This is a genomic window from Marinobacter salicampi, assembly GCF_011074795.1.
In the GTDB taxonomy this organism is placed as follows: domain Bacteria; phylum Pseudomonadota; class Gammaproteobacteria; order Pseudomonadales; family Oleiphilaceae; genus Marinobacter; species Marinobacter salicampi.
This window is the reverse complement of the sequence record NZ_JAAMPF010000023.1, coordinates 60,363-81,698: the sequence shown is the minus strand read 5'-3', so window position 1 is coordinate 81,698 and position 21,336 is coordinate 60,363. Positions and strand designations below refer to the sequence as shown.

Genomic DNA, 21,336 nt, shown 5'->3' with positions numbered 1-21,336 from the left:
GTCTGAACCGGGGCCGTTAACACAGCGTTAAGAAGGGGTAGTTCTGCACTGGGCGCAGGCGCCTCAATGGCTGCGGCGTAGCCGGAGCTGCGCCTCCAGGCCATGGGGGCTGCTGTTGGAAAGGGTTAGGCTGCCGCCGAAGCGACCGGCAATGGCCTCGACGATCGCCAGCCCGAGGCCGCTGCCGCCGGTTCCCTGACTCCGCTTGAATCGCTCGGTAAGCACCCCCAGCTCCGCCTCTGGAACGCCCGGCCCTTGGTCCAGGACACGCCATAGGATGTAGTCGCCGTCGGATGTGCAATTAAGGTCGATCCGGCCCGCCCGAGGCGAAAAACGGATGGCGTTATCCAGCAGATTCCGAAGCGCCGCGGAGGCGAGTGGGGCGGGCGCGGCTACTCGTTCGGAAGAATCACCCTGGTAAATGATCCGGATCTGTTTTTCATCCGCTTTATGGGCAACATCGACCAGAGCCGAGGAGGTGATTTCGTCAACCTCACTCCCGGACGGATCGGAAAACGCTGCGTCGCCTTCTATGCGGGCCAGAAGCAGTAACTGCTCCAGGGTTTCCTGTAGATTGACGAGCGCCCGCGCCGCCTGATCCAGCGCATGGTCCGACTGTTTGCCCTCGGTGAGTCTTGCCACCTGTAACTGCGTCTTGATACCCGTGAGGGGAGTACGTAGCTCGTGCGCTGCATCACCGGTGAAACGCCGCTCTCTGTGCAGGGTTTGGCTGACACGTAACAGCAGGCGGTTTATCTCTGCGACCAGCGGTTTGACTTCCTCGGGTGCGTTCTCCCAAGGTAGTGGTTCGAGCTCCTGGATGTCCCGCGCGGCCACATCCTGGCTGAGCTCCCTTAGCGGCTTGAAACCGCGACGAATACCAAACCAGAGGATCACCAGGGTGCCGGCGAGTGCCAGCACAAAAGGGGACGCTGCAGCAAAGACGATGGAGGTCATCAACGCATCGCGCTTATCGAGACGGTCCGCGGTAGTGATGACGAGGGAATCGGCGACGAGGGTGTAGACGCGCCAGTGCTCCCCGTCGACTTCGCGGATGGAGTAACCTTCCTCTTTGGTTGATAGAACTTCGGTGGGCGCCCCCTGGGAAAGCGCGATCAGATCGCCGCGAAGAGTGCCAACGCGGCAGGCAAGCGTGGATGGAAACTCAGGATTGGCCACCGCCAACTTGTCACCTGTTCCATCAGGCTGTACCGAGCCCGATAGATACTGCTGGCTGACCAGCGACGCCACCATCTTTGCCGAAGCGGCCAACCGATCATCAAGACTTTTCTGCACTTCGCTGCGGACGCTCTGGAGTTGCCAGGGCGCCAGCAGCAACCATAAACCAGCGACCGAGAAACCGATCAGCGCCATCAGTCGCCAGCGAAGACTTCTCCGAACACTCATTTCGCGACCCGGTTTAGTCGGTAGCCGAGGCCGCGGACAGTTTCGATCAGGTCGTCGCCCAGCTTTCGTCGAAGATTATGAACATGCACAGCAATGGCGTTGCTTTCGACGCCTTCACTCCAACCGTAGACGCTATCCTGTAACTGGCCAGGGGCCAGGATCTGGCCCGGGTTCTGAAGCAGCGCCTGCAGCACCGCGAGCTCCCGGCGTGATAGCGGAACCGGCTCGTCGTGCATCCGGACCTCAAGGCGAACGGGATCGAGTGTGAGGGGGCCGTGCTGGACCAGATTGGTGGAGCGGCCTTCGGCTCTCCTTATCAGCGAATGCAGCCGGGCGACGAGCTCACCGAGATCAAACGGCTTGGTCAGGTAATCGTCCGCGCCTGACTCAAGCCCGGCAATACGCTCGGGCACGGCATCACGCGCAGTCAATACCAGAATGGGCTGGTCAACACCTTTGTCGCGCCAGCGCTTCAGCAGAGTCATACCGTCTTCATCAGGCAGCCCCAAGTCCAGAATCACCACATCAAAGCGGGCGAATCCCATGGCGATATCTGCAGCGCGTGCGGAGCGAACCCAGTCCGAAGTCTGGCCCAGTGCCTCAAGCCCTGCTTTGAGTCCGTCGCCAACTAGCTCATCATCTTCAACTATCAGAATATGCACGTATGCCTCTTGAGCCGCCATTGGCCGTCATTGATGGGTATCTGCGAATACGCTGGTTTCGAGACTACAGACAGGACCCGATTTGCCTCTTGTCAGTGTCCGATAACGGCATTATGCCAGCATTAACAGGCCAACCGGGCTGACCCCAGGGGAACTCTGGCAGTTAATCTCTACATAATCCGGTGGCTGTATACTTGTTTGCATCGTCTCGAGCAGATTGGCTGGCTCGGCCACGATGCTAAAGAAAGCGGTTTCCGGGAACTTTTGTTGAGAGCTATTTATGTTAACCGTCAGTCTGGGGCCTTTGGCTCTGCCTACTTCCCGAGTGCTCATTATGGTCGCCCTGGGTGTTGCCCTCTTGGTTGGCGCGTTGGTCGGGCGCAAGCGAGGTGTCGCCACGTCGGACTGTCTGATTAACAGCTTTCTGGTCGGTTTCCTTGTTGCCCGACTGTCCTTTGTCATCCTCTACATTGATTCATATCTGGATGCGCCTCTGTCCATGCTCGACATAAGGGATGGAGGCTTTATGGTCGCGCCCGGCCTTGTGGCTGGCATGTCTTCAGCGCTGTGGTGGGGTTGGCGCAGCCCCGCCCTGCGCTGGCCGCTCGGAGCAGCGATGCTGGCTGGCTTTGTTATGTGGGGCGGCACTATAGGGGCCGTGAGTCTGATGGAGGCCACCAGGACAAGCATCCCGACCGCGTCGTTCCATCGCCTGGATGGCGAACCGGTAACTCTCGGGAATCTTGGCGCCGCGGAAGAAGGCAAGCCGCGAGTAGTCAATCTCTGGGCAACCTGGTGCCCCCCTTGCCGCCGGGAAATGCCCGTTCTTCAGGCAGCCCAGGCCCGGGAATCTGGCGTTGCATTTATCTTTGCCAACCAGGGCGAGTCCTTCAATCAGGTTCAGAGCTATCTCAGCCAAGAGGGGCTCGAACTGGAGAACGTACTGCTGGATCCCACCACCGAACTTGGTCGCGTCAGCGGCTCCCGGGCCTTGCCGACGACTCTTTTTTACGACGCCGAGGGCCGGCTGGTTGACCACCATCTCGGCGAACTCTCAGAAGCTTCACTCAAGCAGAAACTCGAAAGCATCCACTGAACCGGAGAACTGATAAATGACGTTTAAATTCGCCTCCAAGTCCGTACAACGGTCCACGCGTTGGCTCGGTCTGCTCTACGTCTTCATCTTCACCGGTGTTGCGTCAGCACAGGACATCCCCGCCCCGCTGAAAGCGCTGGAGGCCCAGGGTGTGGAAATTATCCAGGAATTTTCTGCGCCAGAACGGCTCACTGGCTATGCCGTGCAGATGCGCGGACAGAGCTTTGCCGTTTATGTCACTGAAAGTGGGAACCATGCACTGGTGGGCACTCTGCTGGACAGTGAAGGCAACGACATGTCCAGCAAAACGGTGCAGGCACTGGTGGAAGGCCCACGTCTTAAAGCCAACTGGGACAAGCTGGCAGAAAGCGAATGGGTTCTGGACGGAAAACCGGACGCAGACCGTGTGGTCTACGCGTTCACTGATCCCAACTGCCCCTTCTGCCACAAATTCTGGGAAGCCTCCAGACCCTGGATCGAGGCCGGGGAGGCACAGGTTCGGCACATCATGGTCGGTATTCTTCGGCCTTCCAGCGCCGGTAAGGCGGCTGCAGTTCTCTCCGCAGACGATCCGTCCAAAGCTCTGGCAGACCATGAACGTGTATACGACCAGGGGGGCGTGGACCCCCTGGAAAGAATCCCCGGCGATATCCGCGCCATTCTGTCGGACAACTCCCAGCTGATGGAAAATGTCGGCGCCCGCGCTACGCCGACATTGGTCTACAAGACACCCGATGGCGAGGTTCACATGGTACGAGGCCTCCCATCTCCTGAGAAGATGACAGAAATGTTCGGGCCAAAACCTGAATGATCGACGAATCAGGCAACAGAATGGCCTGCGCTTTGCCAGGCGCCCATGGAACCCATGAAGACATCGACGTTTTTGAATCCGTTGTTGAGCAGGACTGAAGCGGCAACTGTAGCCCGGGCGCCGCTGGCACACATGACGGTGTAGTGTTTGTCTTTGGAAAGGGCCTCCAGTTCAGCGGGCACATGACCGACATAGAGGTGTTTTGAGCCGGGAATCATCCCGCTCTCCACCTCAGACTGGCTGCGGACATCCAGTAACTGCCAGTTCTCAGGCTGCTCGTTGACCCGGCTCGCTATACTCTCAACGCTTATGGCTGGAACCGATTCAAAGGGCCGATCGTTGGCAGCCCAACCCGACATCGGCAGGGCGAGATACCCATAAACCTCATCGAAACCTATGCGGGCAAGATGTCGGGCCGATTCTTCGGCTTGTGTGTCGTTTTCGGCAATCAGTGTAATACCGGATTCCGGTTTCAGTAGCCAACCGGCAAAAGAGGTGATCATTCCCACCGGGAGCGCCAGGCTGCCAGGCACATGCGCCCCGAGCCAGGCGGCGATATTACGAACGTCCACCAGGACAGAGCGCTGGGAAAGTTCCTGGAACTCATCAGCGTCAAGTGGAGGTGGAACCAGCGTACGGGCGACAGGCTTGCCCCCCTCGAGGTTGAGCTGCTCCATCAAACGGAAGTATGGTGGTTGATAATGGTGCTCGCTGAGCTTGGCAGCGATAAACTCATCGCGATCGGTAATCTGAAGCATTCGGTTATGGACTCTTTCATACCCGACCGATGAAAAGTCGCGGTTGGCCATATTATCGCCGCATACCGAACCGGCGCCGTGTGCCGGGAGCACATGCACGTGATCGTTCAACCCCAATAATTTTTGCAGGCTATCAAAAAGCAGCCCTGCCACTTCTTCGGCGCGCTCCGGGTAAAAATCTGTGCGGCCAACGTCCCCGACGAACAATGCATCACCCGTACAAACGGCTACGGCATCGTTCCCGAATGATTGGTCATAAAGAACGTAGCTCACGCTATCGTCCGTATGCCCAGGTGTTTCGAGCACATCGACTCGCACTTCGCCTGTCGAAAAGCTATCCCCCTCAGCCACAGTATCGGCATATTGAACCTTTGCGGCTGCGTTCGGCCCGTGATAGACCTTGGCCCCGGTGAGGCCCGAAAGTATCGGGGCGCCCGAAACGAGGTCCTCGTTCCGATGGGTCTCGAAGATATGAGTAATTCGACAACCAAGCTGACTGGCCTTCTCTACATATATTTCGCAGTCGCGACGGGGGTCAATAACGATCGCCTTTCCGCCGCCGCCGACAAGATAAGATAATTGTGATAGTCCTTCTGACTTGATTTTCTCGATGAACATGGGGCTTCCTCACTCAGGGTATGGCTTTAAGCCAATGACTGCTGTGGTCTTTAGGTCTGAAGCGCTGGGTGTCCAAAAGGATTATCGGAACAGCCGGGCAGGAGTTGACAGAAATCGGCGTGCTTCAATCTGGGGCAAGCCGAACCGTCTGTGCCTACCGATACAGGACACACTTAGATTAAACGTGCAGCCGGATTCAGTAAATGCCAGGGCTTGATGGGGGGGTTTTCATATCGGGATAAAACTTCACCGGGCTGTCTGTAATACAGGCGCTGCAGGTCCAGATAAAGGCTACTGTGAATACTGCAAAGAAAATCTTGTTGTGCTTTCGACGAATTGAACTCTCCATAGGTATTACCTCCTTCAGCGGGCAGCTTGGCAAGCTCGATTGTTTCGAGCCTGTGGTGACTATCATCTATAGGATGCGCTGATTAAGTGAGCATTAAGATCGGTCTGTCTGAAATCGAGGCGTCAGTTGCGATGAACCTTGTATATAGGGGTTTGTTCACTACTCGCTAACGGATGAGGCAGCTCGCCAATAGGCGTAGTATTGACATTGAGCCCGAAAAGCTAGCCCAAAGGGAGCTTATGCATGCATTTCGGAGAGAATTTCACGAGAATACGGATCCAGACCTCCGGCGCCGCCATCAACGTGGTACATGGCGGGCAGGGCAGCCAACCCCTGTTGCTGCTCCACGGCTATCCCCAGACCCACGTCATGTGGCATCGGATCATTCCTTCTCTGGCGCCCCATTTCCACCTCATCTGCCCCGACCTTAGAGGTTATGGGGACAGCGAAAAACCTCCCTCGGCTCCAGATCACAGCACCTATTCAAAACGGACAATGGCAGCGGACATGGCGGAGGTAATGACCGAGCTGCCATTTATTTGGCTCGTATTTCGATTCCCTCCTTGATTAAAACGAGCGCTCGTTCTATTTTCAAGGACGGAGGGCGAAAAATGATCAATTCCGGTAATACAGCACAGGACAGCAAAAAACACTCACTGCGCCTCGACGGCAAAACCGCGCTGGTCACGGGAGCTGCCGGTGGCCTGGGCCACAGTTTCACCCGGTGCCTGCTCGAGGTAGGTGCAACGGTCATCGTCAGTGGCCGCCGTCGCGAGGCGCTGGAATCGCTTAAAACCGCTCTTCCGGAATACGCTGAACGAATCCATGTGGTTGCGATGGATGTCACTGACGCAATGAGCGTTACCGAAGCGTTCGAGACCATGGCCCAGGACATCGCTGTCCCGAATGTGGTGGTCTCCAATGCAGGCGTGGCAACCAGCATGAAGGCTCTGGATCTGAGCGTTGCGGACTGGGATCGGGTTGTCGACACCAACCTCAAGGGCTGCTGGCTGTTGTGCACTGAAGCCGCCCGGCGTCTCTGTGCAATTGGCCAGGGCGGCAGCATGATCATGATTTCCTCCATTCTTGGTCATCGGGTGGCCGGCAATGTTGCGCCCTACGCTGCCGCCAAGGCCGGCGTTGAGCAATTGACCCGGGCCCTTGCCCTGGAATGGGCCCGCTTCGGTATTCGGGTCAACACGCTGGCGCCCGGGTACGTCGAAACCGATCTGAACCGTGATTTTTTCGCCAGTGAACCCGGCCAGAAGATGATCCATCGAATTCCCCAGCGGCGTTTGGGGCAGCCAGCTGATCTGAGTGGCCCATTGTTGCTTCTGGCTTCTGAACTTTCCGACTACATGACCGGCAGCACCCTCGTGGTGGATGGCGGCCATCTTCAATCCTCGCTTTAAGGAGTGGTCTGTGGACTTCAACCTGAATTCCAGGAATGAATCGTACCGAGAACGCATCAGGGACTTTGTGGAACAGGAGTTGTTGCCGCTGGAGCAGAATCCGGAGGCCTACGATGAACATGAGAACATAGCCGAGGACTGGCTGGAGAAGATGCGTGCCAAGGCAAAACAGCAGGGTCTGTGGTGCCTTCAGATACCTCAACATCTGGGTGGTCAGGGGCTCGATATATCCGGTATGGCCGCCTGCTACGAGGAAATGAACCGGTCGATATTCGGGCCAGTGGTGTTTAACTCGGCAGCACCGGACGATGGCAACATGATGGTGCTCGCAAAGGTGGGGACCGAAGCCCAGCAGAGGCGTTGGCTCATGCCGATCGTTGAGGGCAGGGTGCGCTCGTCATTTGTGATGACCGAACCGCCTCCCGGCTGCGGATCGGATCCCGGCATGATGCAGACAACCGCCACTCGCAAAGGCGACCGCTGGGTGATCCACGGCCACAAGCACTATATTACCGGCGCGGCCGCAGCCTCCCATTTCATTCTTATTGCCCGAACCTCGGATGATACCCGCAAGGGCCTCAGTGCCTTCCTGTTCCACAAGGACGACCCGGGCTGGGAGATCGTCCGGCGCATTCCGATCATGGGGCCGGAAGAGCACGGTGGCCATTGTGAGCTGCGCTTCGACGGGCTGGAAATTCCGGATGAGAATCGGCTGATGGAGGTCGGTGACGGCCTCAAACTCACTCAGATCCGTCTGGGCACTGCCCGTCTGACTCACTGTATGCGCTGGTTGGGGCTGGCCCGTCGCTCCCTGGAGATAGCCACCGATTATGTCGACAACCGGGAATCCTTTGGTCAGACCCTTGCCCAGCGCGAAGGCGTGCAATGGCTGCTGGGCGAAGCCGCAATGGATATCCAGATTGGCCGGCTGCTGACCATGCACGCTGCCTGGAAACTGGATCAGGGTGACTTCGCCCGCAAGGAAGTTTCGATGGCCAAGGTTGCGGTCGCCGATACTCTGCATAAGGCGGTTGATACCGCCATCCAGCTGTGCGGTGCCCGGGGTTATTCCAAGGATACGCCGTTGGAGTGGATCTACCGTTATGCCCGTCAGGCGAGGCTGGTGGACGGCGCTTCCGAAATACACAAGATGGTGTTTTCAAAAACCCTGCTGGCAGAGCGTACCAATTTCTGGCACTGGGGAGTGAAGTCCTGATGTCAGCGATTGCCGACATCTTCAGCACATTCATAGCACAGCAAACTGGCGCCCGCAGTGCCAGGGTTATTGACTTCGACAAACTCTCCGGGGGCGCCATCCAGGATAATTTTGGGCTGACGCTGGAGTTGGAGGACGGCAGTCGGCTCGGGCGGCAGGCATTTGTCATCCGGCAGGATGCCCCTTCCGGGGTTGCGGAGAGTCTGTCCCGGCCGGAAGAGTTCCGGGTTCTTCAGGCGGCATTCAAAGCCGGGGTAACAGCCCCGGAGCCGCTCTGGCTGTGTGAGGATCCCGGGATCAGCGGACAGGTGTTCTATGTCATGACCCGTGCGGCGGGCAGTGCGTCCCCGCGGACCTTGGTGAAGGCGGATTTTAGCGAAGATCAGCGTCGGACTATCGTGCGGCGCTTGGGTGCTGAGCTCGCCAGGCTGCACACAGTGCGACCGCCGCAGGAGTCCCTGCAATTTCTGGAACCACCCCAACTGGAGAATCCGGCCTTGAGCCGGGTCGTTCTGTATCGCCGCTACCTGAAAGAGATTGGTGAGCCCCATCCGGTATTGGAATGGGCGCTGAACTGGCTTGAGGATCGGGCGCCGGCACCAGGGCCGACGGTGCTGTGCCACTGCGATTTCCGGACCGGCAACTACATGATGGACGGTGACCGGTTGACCGCGATACTGGATTGGGAATTCGCCGCCTGGAGCGACCCCTGTGAGGACCTGGGCTGGCTATGTTGCCGCAGCTGGCGGTTTGGTGCTGACCACCGGGAGGCGGGCGGAATCGGGGACAAGCAGGATCTTCTGGAGGGCTACCGGGAGGTAAGCGGTGTCGACATTGACCCGGCTACGGTCAGCTACTGGGAAGTCATGGCTCTGGTGCGTTGGGCGGCAATCGCCTTGCAACAGGCGCGAAGACATATGTCTGGCGAGCAACGATCGCTGGAGCTGGCCCTTACCGGTCGCATGGTGGCCCAGATGGAGTTCGACCTGCTGAACCAGATTCAGGAACTGGAGGACGGGCAATGATCAACCAACCGGAAACCGGGGATCTCCTTGCCGAGGCCCGAAAGGTGCTACTGGAATCGCTGGCACCGGACCTTGTGGGAAAACGCAGATACGAGGCCCTTATGATTGCCAATGCCATGGGTATGGCAATCCGGGAGCTCGAACAACGACAGCAGGGCGAGCCCGGGAAAACGGATCAGGCGCTCCGGGCATACCTTGAGGAGAAATCCCTCGACAACTCGGGCGCCGAAGCTGAGTCGGCCCTTGCCACGGCTATTCGCGAGCGCCGTGTGGATGGAGACGACCCGGCGCTGCGCTCTGTACTCCGTACCCTCACCAAGGCCCGCTTGCGGGTCAACAATCCCGGCTTTCTGGAACGGTGAATCATGGATAAGTACACCAGCCTCGACAAGACCGTCGCCAACCATTCTGCGTTGACGCCACTGAGTCTGCTTCAGCGCTCGGCACAGGTCTTTCCGGATAAACCGGCGGTCATCGATAATGACCGGACCCTGTCTTACCGGCAGCTCTACCAGCGTTGTCGCCAGATGGGGGCCGCTCTTCATGGCCGCGGCGTCAATCCCGGCGATACGGTGGCCATTCTGTGCCCGAACAGTCACGAGATGCTGGAATCCCATTACTCCGTGCCCATGGCCGGTGCTGTGCTCAACTCGGTAAACATCCGTCTGGATGCTGCCACCCTGGCGTTCATCCTGGGCCATGGTGAAGCAAGGGTGCTGTTCTACGACACCCAATGGGAGACCCAGGTCAGGGCGGCCATCGCGGAGCTGGAGTCGCCTCCGCTGCTGGTGGCAATTGAGCGCAAGGCGGGAGCGAGCGACGGTCTGGCAGACCTGGATTATGAACGTCTGCTGGCCGAGGGCGACCCGGAGGCGTCATGGCGACGTCCTGCCGACGAATGGGCTGCCATATCCCTGAATTACACCTCGGGTACGACCGGTAATCCCAAAGGCGTGGTCTACCACCATCGCGGCGCCTATCTGGCCGCCATGACCAATGCCATGGTGTTCAACATGACCGCCGAGACTGTCTACTTATGGACTCTGCCTATGTTCCATTGCAACGGCTGGGCCTACACCTGGGCGATCACTGCTGTGGGCGGCACCCATGTCTGTCTGCGGGAAGTAGATACCACGGAAATCTACCGGCTGATAGAGGATTACGGCGTCAGCCACATGTGCGGTGCCCCGATTGTGATGAATATGCTGCTGCAGGACCTGGGCCGTCAGGGCCTGACGCTGTCCCGACCTGCTCACTTTGCCCTGGGTGGCGCTGCGCCCCCGAGCAGCGTGATTCGCAAAGCTGAGGAGATCGGCTTCCAGATTACCCACCTGTACGGCCTGACCGAGACTTTCGGTCCAGCGACACTGTGTGTGCCCCAACCGGAATGGCAGCAGCTGCCGTTGGTGGAGCGGGCGGTGAAAATGTCACGCCAGGGTGTTCCTACCCACGGTCTGGACGAAGTCACCGTGAGGGACGTGGGCAGCGGTGAGCCTGTGCCTGCCAACGGCCAGGCCATGGGCGAGATCTGCATTCGCGGTAACACTGTGATGAAGGGTTATCTGAAAAATCCGGACGCCACTGACAAGGCCTTCCAGGACGGCTGGTTCCATACCGGCGACTTGGCCGTCATGCACCCGGACCACTACGTCGAAATCCGGGACCGGGCAAAGGATGTCATTATCTCGGGTGGTGAAAATATCTCCAGCCTCGAGGTGGAAGAGATTCTTTACCGGCATCCGAAAGTCTCCGAGGCGGCAGTAGTGGCCATGGCCGATGAAAAATGGGGGGAAGTCCCCTGTGCCTTTGTCTATCCGACCGCCGACGGCGCCGAGCTCACCTCCGAGGAACTTATCGCTTTCTGTCGTGAGCACATGGCGCATTTCAAGGCGCCGAGGAAGGTGGTGCTTGGTGAACTGCCCAAAACATCCACCGGTAAGGTGCGCAAAAACATTCTCAGGGACTCTCTGTCGTAATGACCGGTTTGTTCCTTTGATCGAGCTGGCGGTGGCCAGCAGGAGGTTGCGATAGCGAAGATAATTCATTCGGAAAAAGCGAGCGGGCCCTGATTCAACGGGCTCACAAGTGCCAGCGACAACTCAAGTTCCAGTGACAACAAAGACAAGAACACAGGAGCACTACCATGAAAACAACACGCATCAAGAATCTGCTGGTTGCGATGACCGCAGCCACAGCCCTCGGTACCGCCACTTCAGGTTATGCCGAAGAACCGATAAAAATAGGTGGCCTTTATATTCTTTCCGGCAGTGCTGCCACCTATGGCGAGTTTGCCCAAAAAGGTATTGATCTGGCAGTGGAGGAAATAAACGGCTCCGGCGGTATCCTCGGTCGCGATATCGAAATGATCTATGAAGATACCCAGGGCAAGGCCTCGGTTGCCATCCAGGCCGCCCGCAAGCTGGTCTACTCGGAAGGCGTCGACGCCCTGGTGGGGCTGGACAGTTCGGGCGTTGCCCAGGGCATGGTGCCGACCATGCCGGAGTTGCAGAAACCCCTGATCATAACCCACGCCGCCACGCCGGATGTCACCGGCAAACTCTGTAACGCCTTTACTTACCGCATCAGTGTGAACGTGGCCCAGAACATGAAGGCCGCGGCGATGGTGGCTGCTGAAACCGATGCCACCAACTGGACGACCATCGGCCCCGATTATGCCTTTGGCCATCAGTCCTGGGAGTTCTTTGGCAACTACCTAAAAGAAACCAAGCCGGATGTGAATCTGATGTCCGAGACCAACTTCCCACGCTTCGGGGCCGAGGATTTCACACCGTTCATCGATCGGGTGATGGACTCTGATGCGGATGGTGTTCTGATTTCTGTCTGGGGCGGTGACCTGGTCAATTTCATCCGCCAGGCCAATAACCGTGGTTTCTTCGAAAAAGATATGGAGCTGATGTTCACTGTCGGGGCAGCCACCGAAGTGCTGACCGCCCTGGGTGACGAAATGCCTGAGGGTGTGCATCTGTCTACCCGTTACTGGTACGAGGCCTACGACAACGATATCAATGACCGTTTCGTCAAGGCCTACATCGATGCCTACGGCAACCCGCCCAGCTATAACGCCGAAGGAGCCTATGCAGCCATCTACGCCTATAAGCAGGCCATGGAAGCGGCGGGTACCACCGACGGCCCTGCCGTTGCCAAAGCACTCAGCGGTATGACCATGGAAGCGCCAAACGGAACGGTTACCTTCCGCAAGGGCGACAACCAGGCCATGGTCAGTCCGAACTGGGGTGTCTCCGGCCCAATGCACCCGGAACATGGCATCCGGACATTGACCAACCTGCAGATCTTTGACGGCGAAGAAGTCGCCCGCACCGTCGAAGAAACCGGTTGCAAACTCTGATCTGACCGTCTTTTCCCGCTTGCCGTGGCGTCCTCCGGGGCGCCACGAAACCCGGCCCTAACGTAACGAGGTAATCCATGTCTGGCATCGGATCGGCGTTGCTAAACAGTCTTGATATCGGGCTGCTGCTATTCATCATCGCAGTGGGCCTGAACATCGTGTTCGGGGTTCTCAACATCATCAATTTTGCCCACGGGGCACTCTACATGTTGGGGGCTTACCTGGCCTTCACCCTGATCAATATGGTGGGCATGCCCTTCTGGGCAGCCCTGCTTCTGGCTCCAATCGGCGTCGCCATACTGGCAGTGATCATCGACCGGGTTCTGCTGCGTTTCATCTACTCCCGGGATGTGGCAGACAGCCTGCTGCTCACCTTCGCCATTCTGCTGATCATCAATGAAAGCGTAAGGATGATCTGGGGTAGTGGCATTCAGGTGGTGCAACCGCCCCAGTTACTTTCCGGTTCAGTTCAGCTGCTGGGCAGTTCGGTCGCTACTTACAGCCTGTTTGTGATCGTCATTGGCCTAATACTGCTGGCCGGGCTCTGGTACCTGTTCAACCGCACCCGGGTCGGACGCATAATGCGCGCCGCCGCACTCGACCGGGATATGGCCGAGGCCCTGTGCATCAATACGCGGATGGTAGTGACTGGCGTCTTTGCTTTTGGCGCCTGGCTGGCCGGCGTTGGCGGCGTGATGGCAGCGCCCATGAGAGCGCTGGACCCGGGCATGGGCGACAAGATCATTATCGAGTCTTTCATTGTGGTCGTGATCGGCGGGCTCGGCAGTTTCCCGGGTGCCTTGCTTGGCGCCATGGTGCTGGGCCTGATCCACGGCTTTGGTGGCCGTTACCTGCCGGAGGTGAATCTGCTGTTGCCATTTGTCGGCATGGCACTGGTTCTGCTGTTCAAACCGCACGGCATTATGGGTAAAGGGGCAACCACATGAAGAGCAAGATTCTGATGGCCATTCTGGCTTTGGTGATCGCCGGCTTGATTGCTGTGCCGTGGATTGCGTCTTACTTCTACGTTTTTATCTTTACCGAAATCCTGATCCTGGGTCTGTTCGCGGCAAGCTTCAACCTGATTTTCGGCTATACAGGCATGCTGAGCTTCGGCCACGCAGCTTTCTTTGGTGTCGGGTCCTACGCTACGGCGTTGGTACTGATCCATCTGCAGTGGCCGTTCCTGGCTTGCCTGCTGGTTTCCATGGGAGCATCCGCGTTGCTGGCCCTGGTGATTGGTTTCCTGAGCGTCCGGCTCAACGAAGTATACTTTGCCATGCTCACCCTGGCCTTCGGCATGATGGTATTTGCCATCGCCTACCAGTGGCGCTCGGTTACCAATGGCAGTGACGGACTGGCCGGTTTCAGCCTTGGCTCCTTCGGACTCGGCCTGGATCTCACCCTGGGCAACCCATCGGTCTATTACCATGTTGTGCTGGGCATCGTGGCCATTGCCTCGATCGTGCTCTACGTCATCTGCCGCAGTTCGTTTGGCATGATCCTCAAGGCCATCCGCCAGAATCCGGAGCGGGTATCTTTCGCCGGGCTCAATGTCCGGACCTATCGCCTGGTCGCTTTCGTCATTGCCGGTACCTTTGCAGGCCTGGCTGGCGGGCTCATTGCGCCATTTCTTCGTGTGGCGAGTCCGGAACTTCTGCACTGGTCCATGTCTGCTGAGCCGGTACTTATGGCGATCCTCGGAGGCACTGGCTATTTTCTCGGGCCGTTCGTCGGTTCGGCAGTTTTCGTGCTGCTGGAAACCTGGATCACAAGTTTCACTGAGTCGTGGATGCTGGTTCTGGGGATCATCCTTGCCCTGATGGTGATTTTCTTCCGCAAGGGGCTGCTGGGCACCCTTATTGACTGGTGGATGGAGGTGAAAAAATGAGTAATCCCATCCTTACCATAACCAATCTGACCAAGCGTTTTGGCGGCGTCTCTGCGGTATCGAAGATTGACCTGGAGGTCATGCCAAAGGAAACCCTCGCCATCATTGGCCCAAACGGTGCTGGCAAGACTACTTTTTACAACATGGTGTCGGGCCGGATGCAGCCGACTGAAGGCAAGATCATGCTGGATGGTAAGGACATCACCGGCCTGCCACCCCACAAGATCAGCCGGCTGGGTGTATCCCGTTCGTTCCAGCTCAACAATATCTTCCCGGAGATGACCGTGCAGGAGAACGTTGAAGTCGTGCTGTCGGCCTACCATGGCCACAGCCGCAAGCTGTTCAACATTGCGTCCCGCAATACCGGAATCCAGACGGAAGCTGTCGAGTATCTGAAGCGTCTTGGTATAGACGAGCTGAAAGGCCAGCGTGCCGAAGTTATCAGCTACGGCGACAAGCGGTTGCTGGAAATAGCCATGGTACTGGCAATTCGGCCCAAACTGGTGCTGCTGGACGAGCCCACCGCCGGCATGACACCGGACGAAACAAGGAGGACGACCAGGCTGATCAAGGCCCTTGCGGAAAGTGGCGACTATACCTTCCTGATCACCGAGCACGATATGGATGTGGTATTCGACCTTGCCGACCGCATCCTGGTCATGCACCGGGGCGAAAATCTGTTTGCGGGCACGCCGGAGGAAGTAAAGAACCATCCGGAAGTACGAACCGCCTACCTGGGCGAGGAAGAGGACGAGCCGGTTGAGGAGGCCAACACATGATGCTTGAAGTGCGGAATATCCAGACATTCTACGGTGAAAGTCAGGCGCTCCAGGGTGTCACCCTTAACCTGGAAGACGGCGAGACGGTCTGCATTCTCGGCCGGAACGGCGCAGGGAAGAGTACGACCCTTAAAAGCATTATCGGGCTCACCCCCCCGCGCTCCGGAGAGGTGATATATGACGGCAAACCGGTGCAGGGCTGGCCGGCGCACCGGATTGCCCGGGCAGGGATCGGATATGTGCCGGAGGACCGCCGGATATTTCCCGGGCTGTCCGTGCGGGACAACCTGGAGGTCGCCTCCTATCAGCGCAAGGGCGCTACTGCTCGCTGGACTGTGGAGGGCATCCTCAAGAAATATGAGATGCTGGGGGAACGGGCAGGCCAGGACGGTGCCACCCTGTCGGGGGGGCAGCAGCAGATGCTGGCCGTGGCACGCTCCCTGATGATCCAGCCCCGATTGCTACTGCTGGATGAGCCAAACGAGGGTCTGGCCCCGGTGATTGTGCAGCAGATTGGCGAATTGATTGACGACCTGAGCAAGACCACCACCATCCTGTTCACAGACCAGAGCGTGCGGTTTGCACTCAAGCATGCCCAGCGTGCTTACATCCTGGAAAAGGGTCGCGTCGTCCATGAGTCAAGCAGTGAGGAGTTGCGGGCGGACCAGGCCACCCAGGACCGGTTCCTCTCGGTGGCTTGATCTGTCGTATAATCCCCGCCGCAGCAGCAACTATGTGTGGAGTTATGATCGAGAATTATGAGGCATTTCGTGGTGAACTCAGCATGTCCAAGGAGGATGTGATCCGTGATGTTTACCGCCAGAACAAAGAACGCATCAGCATCAAGAAGGAGGCGACGGCGGTAAAAAACCTCACCCGGATCATTGACTCAACCTTGCGGCTGGCCAATTCTAAGGGTTTCCATGTCATGACGCTCCGGGATCTCTGTGCGGATTCAGGCATGAGCATGGGTGGCCTCTACGCCTATATCCGTAACAAGGATGACCTGATCCACCTCATCCAGAGCCACGGTTTCATTATTACGCGCCGGACTCTGCTGCATTACACAGCACAGGTCCGGGATGAGCGTGACCGCCTGTTTGCTGCCATCCAGTCGCATCTGTACCTGAGCGAACTGATGCGGGCCTGGTTCTATTTTTCGTACATGGAAGCCAAGAGTCTGCCGGCTGAGGAAAAGCGCGATGCCATTGCCATTGAGCTTGAGATTGAAGCCATCTTCTTGGGGTTAATTGAAGAGGGCATCAATGCCGGGGTCTACCGTTCGAGGAAGACCCCGCTCGTTGCCTCCATGATCAAGGCCCTGCTGCAGGACTGGTACCTGAAACGCCGGAAATACCGTGACCAGAATGTTTCAGTCGACGATTACTCTGCGTTTGTCAGGGACGTGGTTGAAAGCTATCTGCTCTGAGCGTGATGACGCTGCCCGGCACCAAGCCCACTCTTACATGGAGAATTAGATGTCAGGCTCCCTGTCACACTTGCGTGTTCTGGATCTTTCCCGAGTCCTGGCCGGCCCCTGGGCCGGTCAGCTTCTCGGAGACCTGGGCGCTGAGGTCATCAAGATAGAGCGGCCCGGGTCCGGTGACGACACGCGGTCCTGGGGACCGCCGTATCTGAAGGCAGAGGACGGCAGTGCCGAACTCTCTGCCTACTTTATGACGGCCAACCGGAACAAGCAGTCCCTTGCGATCGATATCGCCCAGCCCGAGGGCCAGGAACTGGTCCGCAAGCTTGTCGCCGAATCGGATGTGGTATTGGAAAATTTCAAGGTGGGGGGTCTTAAAGGCTATGGCCTGGATTATGACAGCCTGAAACAGATCAACCCCAAGCTCATCTACTGCTCAATCACCGGCTTTGGCCAGGATGGCCCCTACGCGAGCCGGCCAGGCTACGATTTTCTGATCCAGGCGATGGGTGGGCTGATGAGCGTTACCGGGCATCCTGACGGTGAGCCCGGGGCCGGGCCAATGAAGGTCGGGGTAGCCCTGACCGATATCATGACCGGTCTCTACGCCACCATTGGGGTGCTCGCAGCCCTCAGCCACCGGGACCTTACGGGCGAGGGCCAGTATGTGGAAACCGCCCTGCTGGACGTGCAGGTGGCCTGCCTGGCCAACCAGGCCATGAATTACCTGACCACTGGCAAGGCTCCGGTCAGAATGGGCAATGCTCATCCCAATATCGTGCCTTACCAGAATTTCCCTACGGCTGACGGCGACATGGTGTTGACGATCGGCAACGATCAGCAGTTTGCCCGGTTATGTGATGTGCTCGGGCATCCGGAATGGGCGGGTGACGAGCGCTTTGTGACAAACCGCGCCCGGGTGGCGAACCGCCGGGAACTGATCCCCAAGCTAAGGCAGGCGACGGTTATGCGCTCTACCCGGGAGTGGGTCGAAATCCTGGAGCGCGCGGGAGTGCCCTGTGGGCCTGTGAATACCCTGGATCAGGTGTTTGACGACCCCCAGGTCCTCGCACGAGGCATGAAACAATCCGTCTTTCATCCGCTACTGGGTGAGGTGCCCACCGTTGGCAATCCGATCAAGTTAAAACTGACCCCGGTCTCCTACCGGGCAGCGCCGCCCTTGCTGGGGGAACACTCGAAACAGGTCCTCAGCGAGGTCGCGGGGCTTTCCCCCGCGGACATACAGGCACTCAGGGAACGCGGTATTATCGCATGAGGCCTGCTCTTGCAGCCTAGGTTAGAAGAGCAGGGCTGTTCCACAGAACAACTATCGCGGGTACCCGGTAATATCGCGGATTCGATGATAGAGCGGCTGAAGCTGCCGGTACATCTTCAGGTAGATTTCTTTGTAGAGTCTGTCGTAAAGCATCCGATGGCTTTGGTGTGGTTTGAACGTCTCGCCCACGCGGGTCATGGCCGCTACCGCGGTGTCAAAGTCCGAATGCAGGCCGAGCCCGACTGCAGCTGTTATAGCGGCGCCGAGACCGGAAGTTTCATAGGTGTGGGGTCGCTCAGCGGGTAGCCCGAAAATATCGGCGGTCAACTGCATGGCGGCATCGCTCTGGGAGCCGCCTCCTGCCACCCGCAATCGGGTGATGCGGACTCCGCTGCGTTTTTCTATGCGCTCCTTGCCCTCGCGCAGGGAGTAGGCGAGCCCTTCAAGAATGGCGCGATAGAGGTGGGCGCGGGTATGAACGTCGCCGAAACCAATAATTGACCCTTTGGCCTCTGGCCCCGGCTGTTTTACACCTGGAGACCAGTAGGGTTGCAGCATCAGGCCCATGGATCCGGGCGGCACGGCCGTCACCAGTTCGTCAAAGAGAACCTCTGGCGCCACGCCCCGGTCCCGGGCGATACGCTCCTCCCTCAGTCCGAATTCCCTCTTGAACCAGGTCACCATCCAGAAGCCCCGGTAGATCATTACTTCAGTGCAGTAGTGGCCGGGCACCGCCGAGGGGTAGGGAGGCATGAATCGCGTCGGCTCGACGTAGCGATTGCTAGTGGTGTTGATCGTTGCCGTGGTGCCGTAGCTCAGGCAGCCGATATCCGGGCTGATGCCGCCTGAGCCCAGCACTTCGCAGGCTTTGTCAGACGCTGCTGCCAGCACGGGGAGGCCGGCCGGCACACCCAGGTGCTCGGCGGCGCTGGGCAGCAGGGGACCGATGGTTTCGCCCGGCGCGACCAGTTCGGGCAACATCGCAGGGGTCACGGGCAGGATCTGCCATTTGAAGTCCCGGGAAGCCGCCCAGCGGTGGTGTTTGTAGTCAAACGGCAGGTAACCCACCTGGCTGCCGGTGGAATCCCTGAATTGCCCGGTCAGGCGATAGTTGAGGTAGCCGGACAGCAGCAGGAACTTTTCGGTCGCCGCCCAGATGTCCGGCTGGTTCTGGCTGATCCAGTTGGCCTGGGCGTTTTGCCTGAACCGGCTGATGGTCTCTTCAAGGCCGAGAAGTTTGAATGCCCATCCCCAGGGTGCTTTCAGTTTGCCTTTTAACTCGGCGTGTCTTTGATCAAGCCAGATGATAGCGGGCCGCAGGGGTTCACCGTGTTTATCCAGATTCACCACGGTTCCCCGTTGGGTGGTGAGAGTGATCCCGACGACCTGGTCCGGACTTGCACCGGTTGTGTTCCAGAGCGTCTCGCAGGCTTTGCCGAGCTGCTGCCAGAAGTACTCCGGGTGTTGCTCGGCCCATCCAGGGTGGTCCGAAAAGTAGGCCTCGATCTCCTGCTTGCCCTTGCCATGCAAGTTACCCTTGGCGTCGAAAAGCAGGGCCCTTACGCTTTGGGTGCCGTTATCAATGGCAAGAATCAGAGGGTCTTTCGGCATCAGAACGGCGCGCCTGATGCTGTGGGAACGTCAGGAATGGAGTAAGCGGTTTTCCACAGGGCCAGATAACGTTCAACCTCTTTCTGCCACCGGCGCCCATCCCAGCCCAGAGCCCCCAGACAATGCTGCTTGACCTGCGGCAGCAGCCCGTAGCCGCCATCTTGCAGTGTCAGGCCCAGGCGGGTTCTGCGGAGCATCAGGTCATCGAGATGAATGACATCCTCGTTGGACGCTGCCCATACAACCTCGGCCCACAGCAGATCGGAGTCCGGAACTGCCTCAATGGAGCCCCCGTTGAGCACTTGCGGTAGTTGATCACCATAAAAGCCGTGCAGCCGTCGCCATTGTAGAGCCCCAATATCGTCTGGCCGGGCAGGGGCGCTGGACTGGGCAAATACCGGCTCCGAATTCGCCCGTAGCGAGAAATCCGGCAAGTGGTGGGTAGCATGGTTCAGCACTTCGCGGGCTATCACACGAAACGTGGTCAGCTTGCCGCCGGCAATACTGATGAGCCCCTGGTCCTGCCAGATTACGTGCTCACGGTTCTCCTTCGAGGGCTTTAGACCCTTGCTCTTGCCCTGGGTCACCACCGGTCGGACGCCGGACCAGCTGGAGACGATATCGCTAACTTCGACAGGCGAGCCTGGAAACAGCTTTCGGGCGGCAGCCAACAGATACTCGATTTCAGATTCGGTAACCACGGGCTCCCTATCAAGGCTGTCCTCGTGGTCCAGGTCGGTTGTACCCAGCACGGTTTTGCCCTGCCAGGGAAAGACGAACACCGGCCTTCGATCCTCCGGGTGCAGGCACGCCACCGAACAGGAAACGGGCAACACCTGAAAGGGCAGCACAAGATGGCTGCCCCGCAAGGGTCGTATACGTTCGCCCTGATTACCCGAGGGCCGCAGGTTCCCGGCCCAGGCTCCGGTCGCGTTAATTACAAGCGGCGCAGTGACGGTCAGCGTTTTGCCCCCGCCGGACCCCGTTTCCTCAAGCGCCACACCCCGGACTTCGCCGTCGTCATTTCTCAGGATGGACACGGCGCGTACATAGTTCAGACAAAGGGCACCGTCCTTGCGAGCCTCGGCAAGCACTCGCAGGACCAGGCGGGCATCATCGGTTACGGCATCGGTGAACCCGCTAGCGCCGACCAGCCTGTTCTGGCTCAGGCCCGGCGCCCATTGCAGTGTCTGGCCGGGAGACAGGCGTTGCCGAGACTTCCGGCCGGCCAAGGCATCGTAGGCCCAGAGCAGACCAGCCATAACCTTGGGGCCGGGGAATTCTCCCTGGTAGTGGGGCATTACAAAGTGAAGGGGATCAACCAGACCCGGTGCCTCGTCCAGCAAGCGCTGGCGTTCCCGCACAGCCTCCCGCGTCAGGGCATAATGGCCGCCGGCCAGGTAGCGAAGGCCACCGTGGACCATTTTCGATGACCGGCTGGAGGTGCCCCAGGCGAAGTCAGCCTGTTCAACCAGCAGGGTACGTAGGCCACTGCCTGCAGCCTCCCGTGCGACACCGGCGCCGGTGATACCGCCGCCAATGACCACCAGGTCAAACTCTCCGTTGCCATGTTCAAGTGAGCCAAGCAAGGACCTGCGCCTTTCAATCGAGCTTTGCGGAACCATAGGCGCG

Annotated in this window: 21 protein-coding genes; 15 read left to right on the top strand and 6 right to left on the bottom strand. The window is 58.6% G+C overall.

Annotation, left to right across the window (positions count from 1 at the left end; genetic code table 11):
* Positions 1–63 precede the first annotated feature (63 nt).
* Positions 64–1,407, bottom strand: a complete 1,344-nt coding sequence (locus G7W63_RS14090; RefSeq protein ID WP_166259361.1) for a sensor histidine kinase — start codon at positions 1,405–1,407, stop codon at positions 64–66.
* A complete protein-coding gene (locus G7W63_RS14085) occupies positions 1,404–2,069 on the bottom strand; it encodes a response regulator (RefSeq protein ID WP_166259358.1) in 666 nt (221 codons plus the stop codon). The genes G7W63_RS14090 and G7W63_RS14085 overlap by 4 nt, the downstream gene beginning before the upstream one ends.
* Positions 2,070–2,349: 280 nt before the next feature.
* Here G7W63_RS14085 and G7W63_RS14080 point away from each other — a divergent pair, with 280 nt between their 5' ends.
* Together G7W63_RS14080 and dsbG are read left to right on the top strand one after the other, a co-directional pair.
* Positions 2,350–3,165: a TlpA disulfide reductase family protein gene (locus tag G7W63_RS14080; RefSeq protein ID WP_166259355.1), complete on the top strand. Its 816-nt coding sequence runs from the start codon at positions 2,350–2,352 to the stop codon at positions 3,163–3,165.
* Between the two features lie 16 nt (positions 3,166–3,181).
* Positions 3,182–3,976 carry a thiol:disulfide interchange protein DsbG gene (gene dsbG / locus G7W63_RS14075; RefSeq protein WP_166259352.1) on the top strand — a complete coding sequence of 265 codons (795 nt, stop codon included), beginning with the start codon at positions 3,182–3,184 and terminating at the stop codon, positions 3,974–3,976.
* Positions 3,977–3,984: 8 nt separating this feature from the next.
* Here the strand turns inward: dsbG and G7W63_RS14070 are convergent, their stop codons facing one another.
* Positions 3,985–5,352 carry an MBL fold metallo-hydrolase gene (locus tag G7W63_RS14070; RefSeq protein WP_166259349.1) on the bottom strand — a complete coding sequence of 456 codons (1,368 nt, stop codon included), beginning with the start codon at positions 5,350–5,352 and terminating at the stop codon, positions 3,985–3,987.
* Between the two features lie 586 nt (positions 5,353–5,938).
* The gene (locus tag G7W63_RS20160) at positions 5,939–6,079 is read right to left on the bottom strand and encodes a hypothetical protein (RefSeq protein ID WP_341273688.1); all 141 of its coding nucleotides are present in this window, start codon (positions 6,077–6,079) and stop codon (positions 5,939–5,941) included.
* On the opposite strand from G7W63_RS20160, the gene G7W63_RS20155 reads away from it, so the two are divergent.
* From G7W63_RS20155 to G7W63_RS14005, 13 genes are all read left to right on the top strand, one after another.
* The gene (locus G7W63_RS20155; protein ID WP_341273687.1) at positions 6,071–6,268 is read left to right on the top strand and encodes an alpha/beta fold hydrolase; all 198 of its coding nucleotides are present in this window, start codon (positions 6,071–6,073) and stop codon (positions 6,266–6,268) included. The genes G7W63_RS20160 and G7W63_RS20155 overlap by 9 nt on opposite strands.
* 44 nt (positions 6,269–6,312) lie before the next feature.
* The gene (locus G7W63_RS14060; protein WP_166259343.1) at positions 6,313–7,113 is read left to right on the top strand and encodes an SDR family NAD(P)-dependent oxidoreductase; all 801 of its coding nucleotides are present in this window, start codon (positions 6,313–6,315) and stop codon (positions 7,111–7,113) included.
* A gap of 10 nt (positions 7,114–7,123) precedes the next feature.
* On the top strand, positions 7,124–8,329 hold the full coding sequence (locus G7W63_RS14055) for an acyl-CoA dehydrogenase family protein (RefSeq protein WP_166259340.1): 1,206 nt from the start codon (positions 7,124–7,126) through the stop codon (positions 8,327–8,329).
* On the top strand, positions 8,329–9,354 hold the full coding sequence (locus tag G7W63_RS14050; protein WP_166259337.1) for a phosphotransferase family protein: 1,026 nt from the start codon (positions 8,329–8,331) through the stop codon (positions 9,352–9,354). Before G7W63_RS14055 ends, G7W63_RS14050 begins: the two co-directional genes overlap by 1 nt.
* Positions 9,351–9,716 (top strand): DUF6285 domain-containing protein, encoded by a 366-nt coding sequence (locus G7W63_RS14045; protein ID WP_166259334.1) that lies wholly within the window; start codon positions 9,351–9,353, stop codon positions 9,714–9,716. Before G7W63_RS14050 ends, G7W63_RS14045 begins: the two co-directional genes overlap by 4 nt.
* Before the next feature lie 3 nt (positions 9,717–9,719).
* On the top strand, positions 9,720–11,330 hold the full coding sequence (locus tag G7W63_RS14040) for a long-chain-fatty-acid--CoA ligase (protein ID WP_166259331.1): 1,611 nt from the start codon (positions 9,720–9,722) through the stop codon (positions 11,328–11,330).
* A 167-nt stretch (positions 11,331–11,497) separates the two neighbouring features.
* Positions 11,498–12,721: an ABC transporter substrate-binding protein gene (locus G7W63_RS14035; protein WP_166259328.1), complete on the top strand. Its 1,224-nt coding sequence runs from the start codon at positions 11,498–11,500 to the stop codon at positions 12,719–12,721.
* Positions 12,722–12,798: 77 nt separating this feature from the next.
* Entirely contained in the window at positions 12,799–13,668 is an 870-nt protein-coding gene (locus G7W63_RS14030) for a branched-chain amino acid ABC transporter permease (protein WP_166259325.1), read from the top strand.
* A complete protein-coding gene (locus G7W63_RS14025) occupies positions 13,665–14,612 on the top strand; it encodes a branched-chain amino acid ABC transporter permease (RefSeq protein ID WP_166259322.1) in 948 nt (315 codons plus the stop codon). The genes G7W63_RS14030 and G7W63_RS14025 overlap by 4 nt, the downstream gene beginning before the upstream one ends.
* Positions 14,609–15,391: an ABC transporter ATP-binding protein gene (locus G7W63_RS14020; protein WP_166259319.1), complete on the top strand. Its 783-nt coding sequence runs from the start codon at positions 14,609–14,611 to the stop codon at positions 15,389–15,391. The genes G7W63_RS14025 and G7W63_RS14020 overlap by 4 nt, the downstream gene beginning before the upstream one ends.
* Entirely contained in the window at positions 15,388–16,092 is a 705-nt protein-coding gene (locus G7W63_RS14015; RefSeq protein WP_166259316.1) for an ABC transporter ATP-binding protein, read from the top strand. Before G7W63_RS14020 ends, G7W63_RS14015 begins: the two co-directional genes overlap by 4 nt.
* 44 nt (positions 16,093–16,136) lie before the next feature.
* Complete coding sequence (locus G7W63_RS14010; protein WP_166259313.1) at positions 16,137–16,820, top strand: TetR/AcrR family transcriptional regulator; 684 nt, start codon at positions 16,137–16,139, stop codon at positions 16,818–16,820.
* Positions 16,821–16,869: 49 nt separating this feature from the next.
* Positions 16,870–18,093, top strand: a complete 1,224-nt coding sequence (locus tag G7W63_RS14005) for a CaiB/BaiF CoA transferase family protein (protein WP_166259310.1) — start codon at positions 16,870–16,872, stop codon at positions 18,091–18,093.
* A gap of 51 nt (positions 18,094–18,144) precedes the next feature.
* On the opposite strand, the gene G7W63_RS14000 is transcribed toward G7W63_RS14005, so the two are convergent.
* A complete protein-coding gene (locus tag G7W63_RS14000; protein WP_166259308.1) occupies positions 18,145–19,704 on the bottom strand; it encodes an FGGY-family carbohydrate kinase in 1,560 nt (519 codons plus the stop codon).
* Positions 19,704–21,329: a glycerol-3-phosphate dehydrogenase/oxidase gene (locus G7W63_RS13995; RefSeq protein WP_166259305.1), complete on the bottom strand. Its 1,626-nt coding sequence runs from the start codon at positions 21,327–21,329 to the stop codon at positions 19,704–19,706. Before G7W63_RS13995 ends, G7W63_RS14000 begins: the two co-directional genes overlap by 1 nt.
* Positions 21,330–21,336: the final 7 nt, after the last annotated feature.

Excerpts from the sequence above, each read along its gene's own strand:
- G7W63_RS14005 (WP_166259310.1), top strand. The coding sequence starts at position 16,870 with ATGTCAGGCTCCCTGTCACACTTGCGTGTTCTGGATCTTTCCCGAGTC.
- G7W63_RS14000 (WP_166259308.1), bottom strand. The coding sequence starts at position 19,704 with ATGCCGAAAGACCCTCTGATTCTTGCCATTGATAACGGCACCCAAAGC.
- G7W63_RS14015 (WP_166259316.1), top strand. The coding sequence starts at position 15,388 with ATGATGCTTGAAGTGCGGAATATCCAGACATTCTACGGTGAAAGTCAG.
- dsbG (WP_166259352.1), top strand. The coding sequence starts at position 3,182 with ATGACGTTTAAATTCGCCTCCAAGTCCGTACAACGGTCCACGCGTTGG.
- G7W63_RS14030 (WP_166259325.1), top strand. The coding sequence starts at position 12,799 with ATGTCTGGCATCGGATCGGCGTTGCTAAACAGTCTTGATATCGGGCTG.
- G7W63_RS14080 (WP_166259355.1), top strand. The coding sequence starts at position 2,350 with ATGTTAACCGTCAGTCTGGGGCCTTTGGCTCTGCCTACTTCCCGAGTG.
- G7W63_RS14060 (WP_166259343.1), top strand. The coding sequence starts at position 6,313 with ATGATCAATTCCGGTAATACAGCACAGGACAGCAAAAAACACTCACTG.
- G7W63_RS14020 (WP_166259319.1), top strand. The coding sequence starts at position 14,609 with ATGAGTAATCCCATCCTTACCATAACCAATCTGACCAAGCGTTTTGGC.
- G7W63_RS20160 (WP_341273688.1), bottom strand. The coding sequence starts at position 6,079 with ATGCCACATGACGTGGGTCTGGGGATAGCCGTGGAGCAGCAACAGGGG.
- G7W63_RS20155 (WP_341273687.1), top strand. The coding sequence starts at position 6,071 with ATGTGGCATCGGATCATTCCTTCTCTGGCGCCCCATTTCCACCTCATC.
- G7W63_RS13995 (WP_166259305.1), bottom strand. The coding sequence starts at position 21,329 with ATGGTTCCGCAAAGCTCGATTGAAAGGCGCAGGTCCTTGCTTGGCTCA.
- G7W63_RS14035 (WP_166259328.1), top strand. The coding sequence starts at position 11,498 with ATGAAAACAACACGCATCAAGAATCTGCTGGTTGCGATGACCGCAGCC.
- G7W63_RS14040 (WP_166259331.1), top strand. The coding sequence starts at position 9,720 with ATGGATAAGTACACCAGCCTCGACAAGACCGTCGCCAACCATTCTGCG.
- G7W63_RS14050 (WP_166259337.1), top strand. The coding sequence starts at position 8,329 with ATGTCAGCGATTGCCGACATCTTCAGCACATTCATAGCACAGCAAACT.
- G7W63_RS14025 (WP_166259322.1), top strand. The coding sequence starts at position 13,665 with ATGAAGAGCAAGATTCTGATGGCCATTCTGGCTTTGGTGATCGCCGGC.
- G7W63_RS14070 (WP_166259349.1), bottom strand. The coding sequence starts at position 5,352 with ATGTTCATCGAGAAAATCAAGTCAGAAGGACTATCACAATTATCTTAT.
- G7W63_RS14045 (WP_166259334.1), top strand. The coding sequence starts at position 9,351 with ATGATCAACCAACCGGAAACCGGGGATCTCCTTGCCGAGGCCCGAAAG.
- G7W63_RS14010 (WP_166259313.1), top strand. The coding sequence starts at position 16,137 with ATGATCGAGAATTATGAGGCATTTCGTGGTGAACTCAGCATGTCCAAG.
- G7W63_RS14090 (WP_166259361.1), bottom strand. The coding sequence starts at position 1,407 with ATGAGTGTTCGGAGAAGTCTTCGCTGGCGACTGATGGCGCTGATCGGT.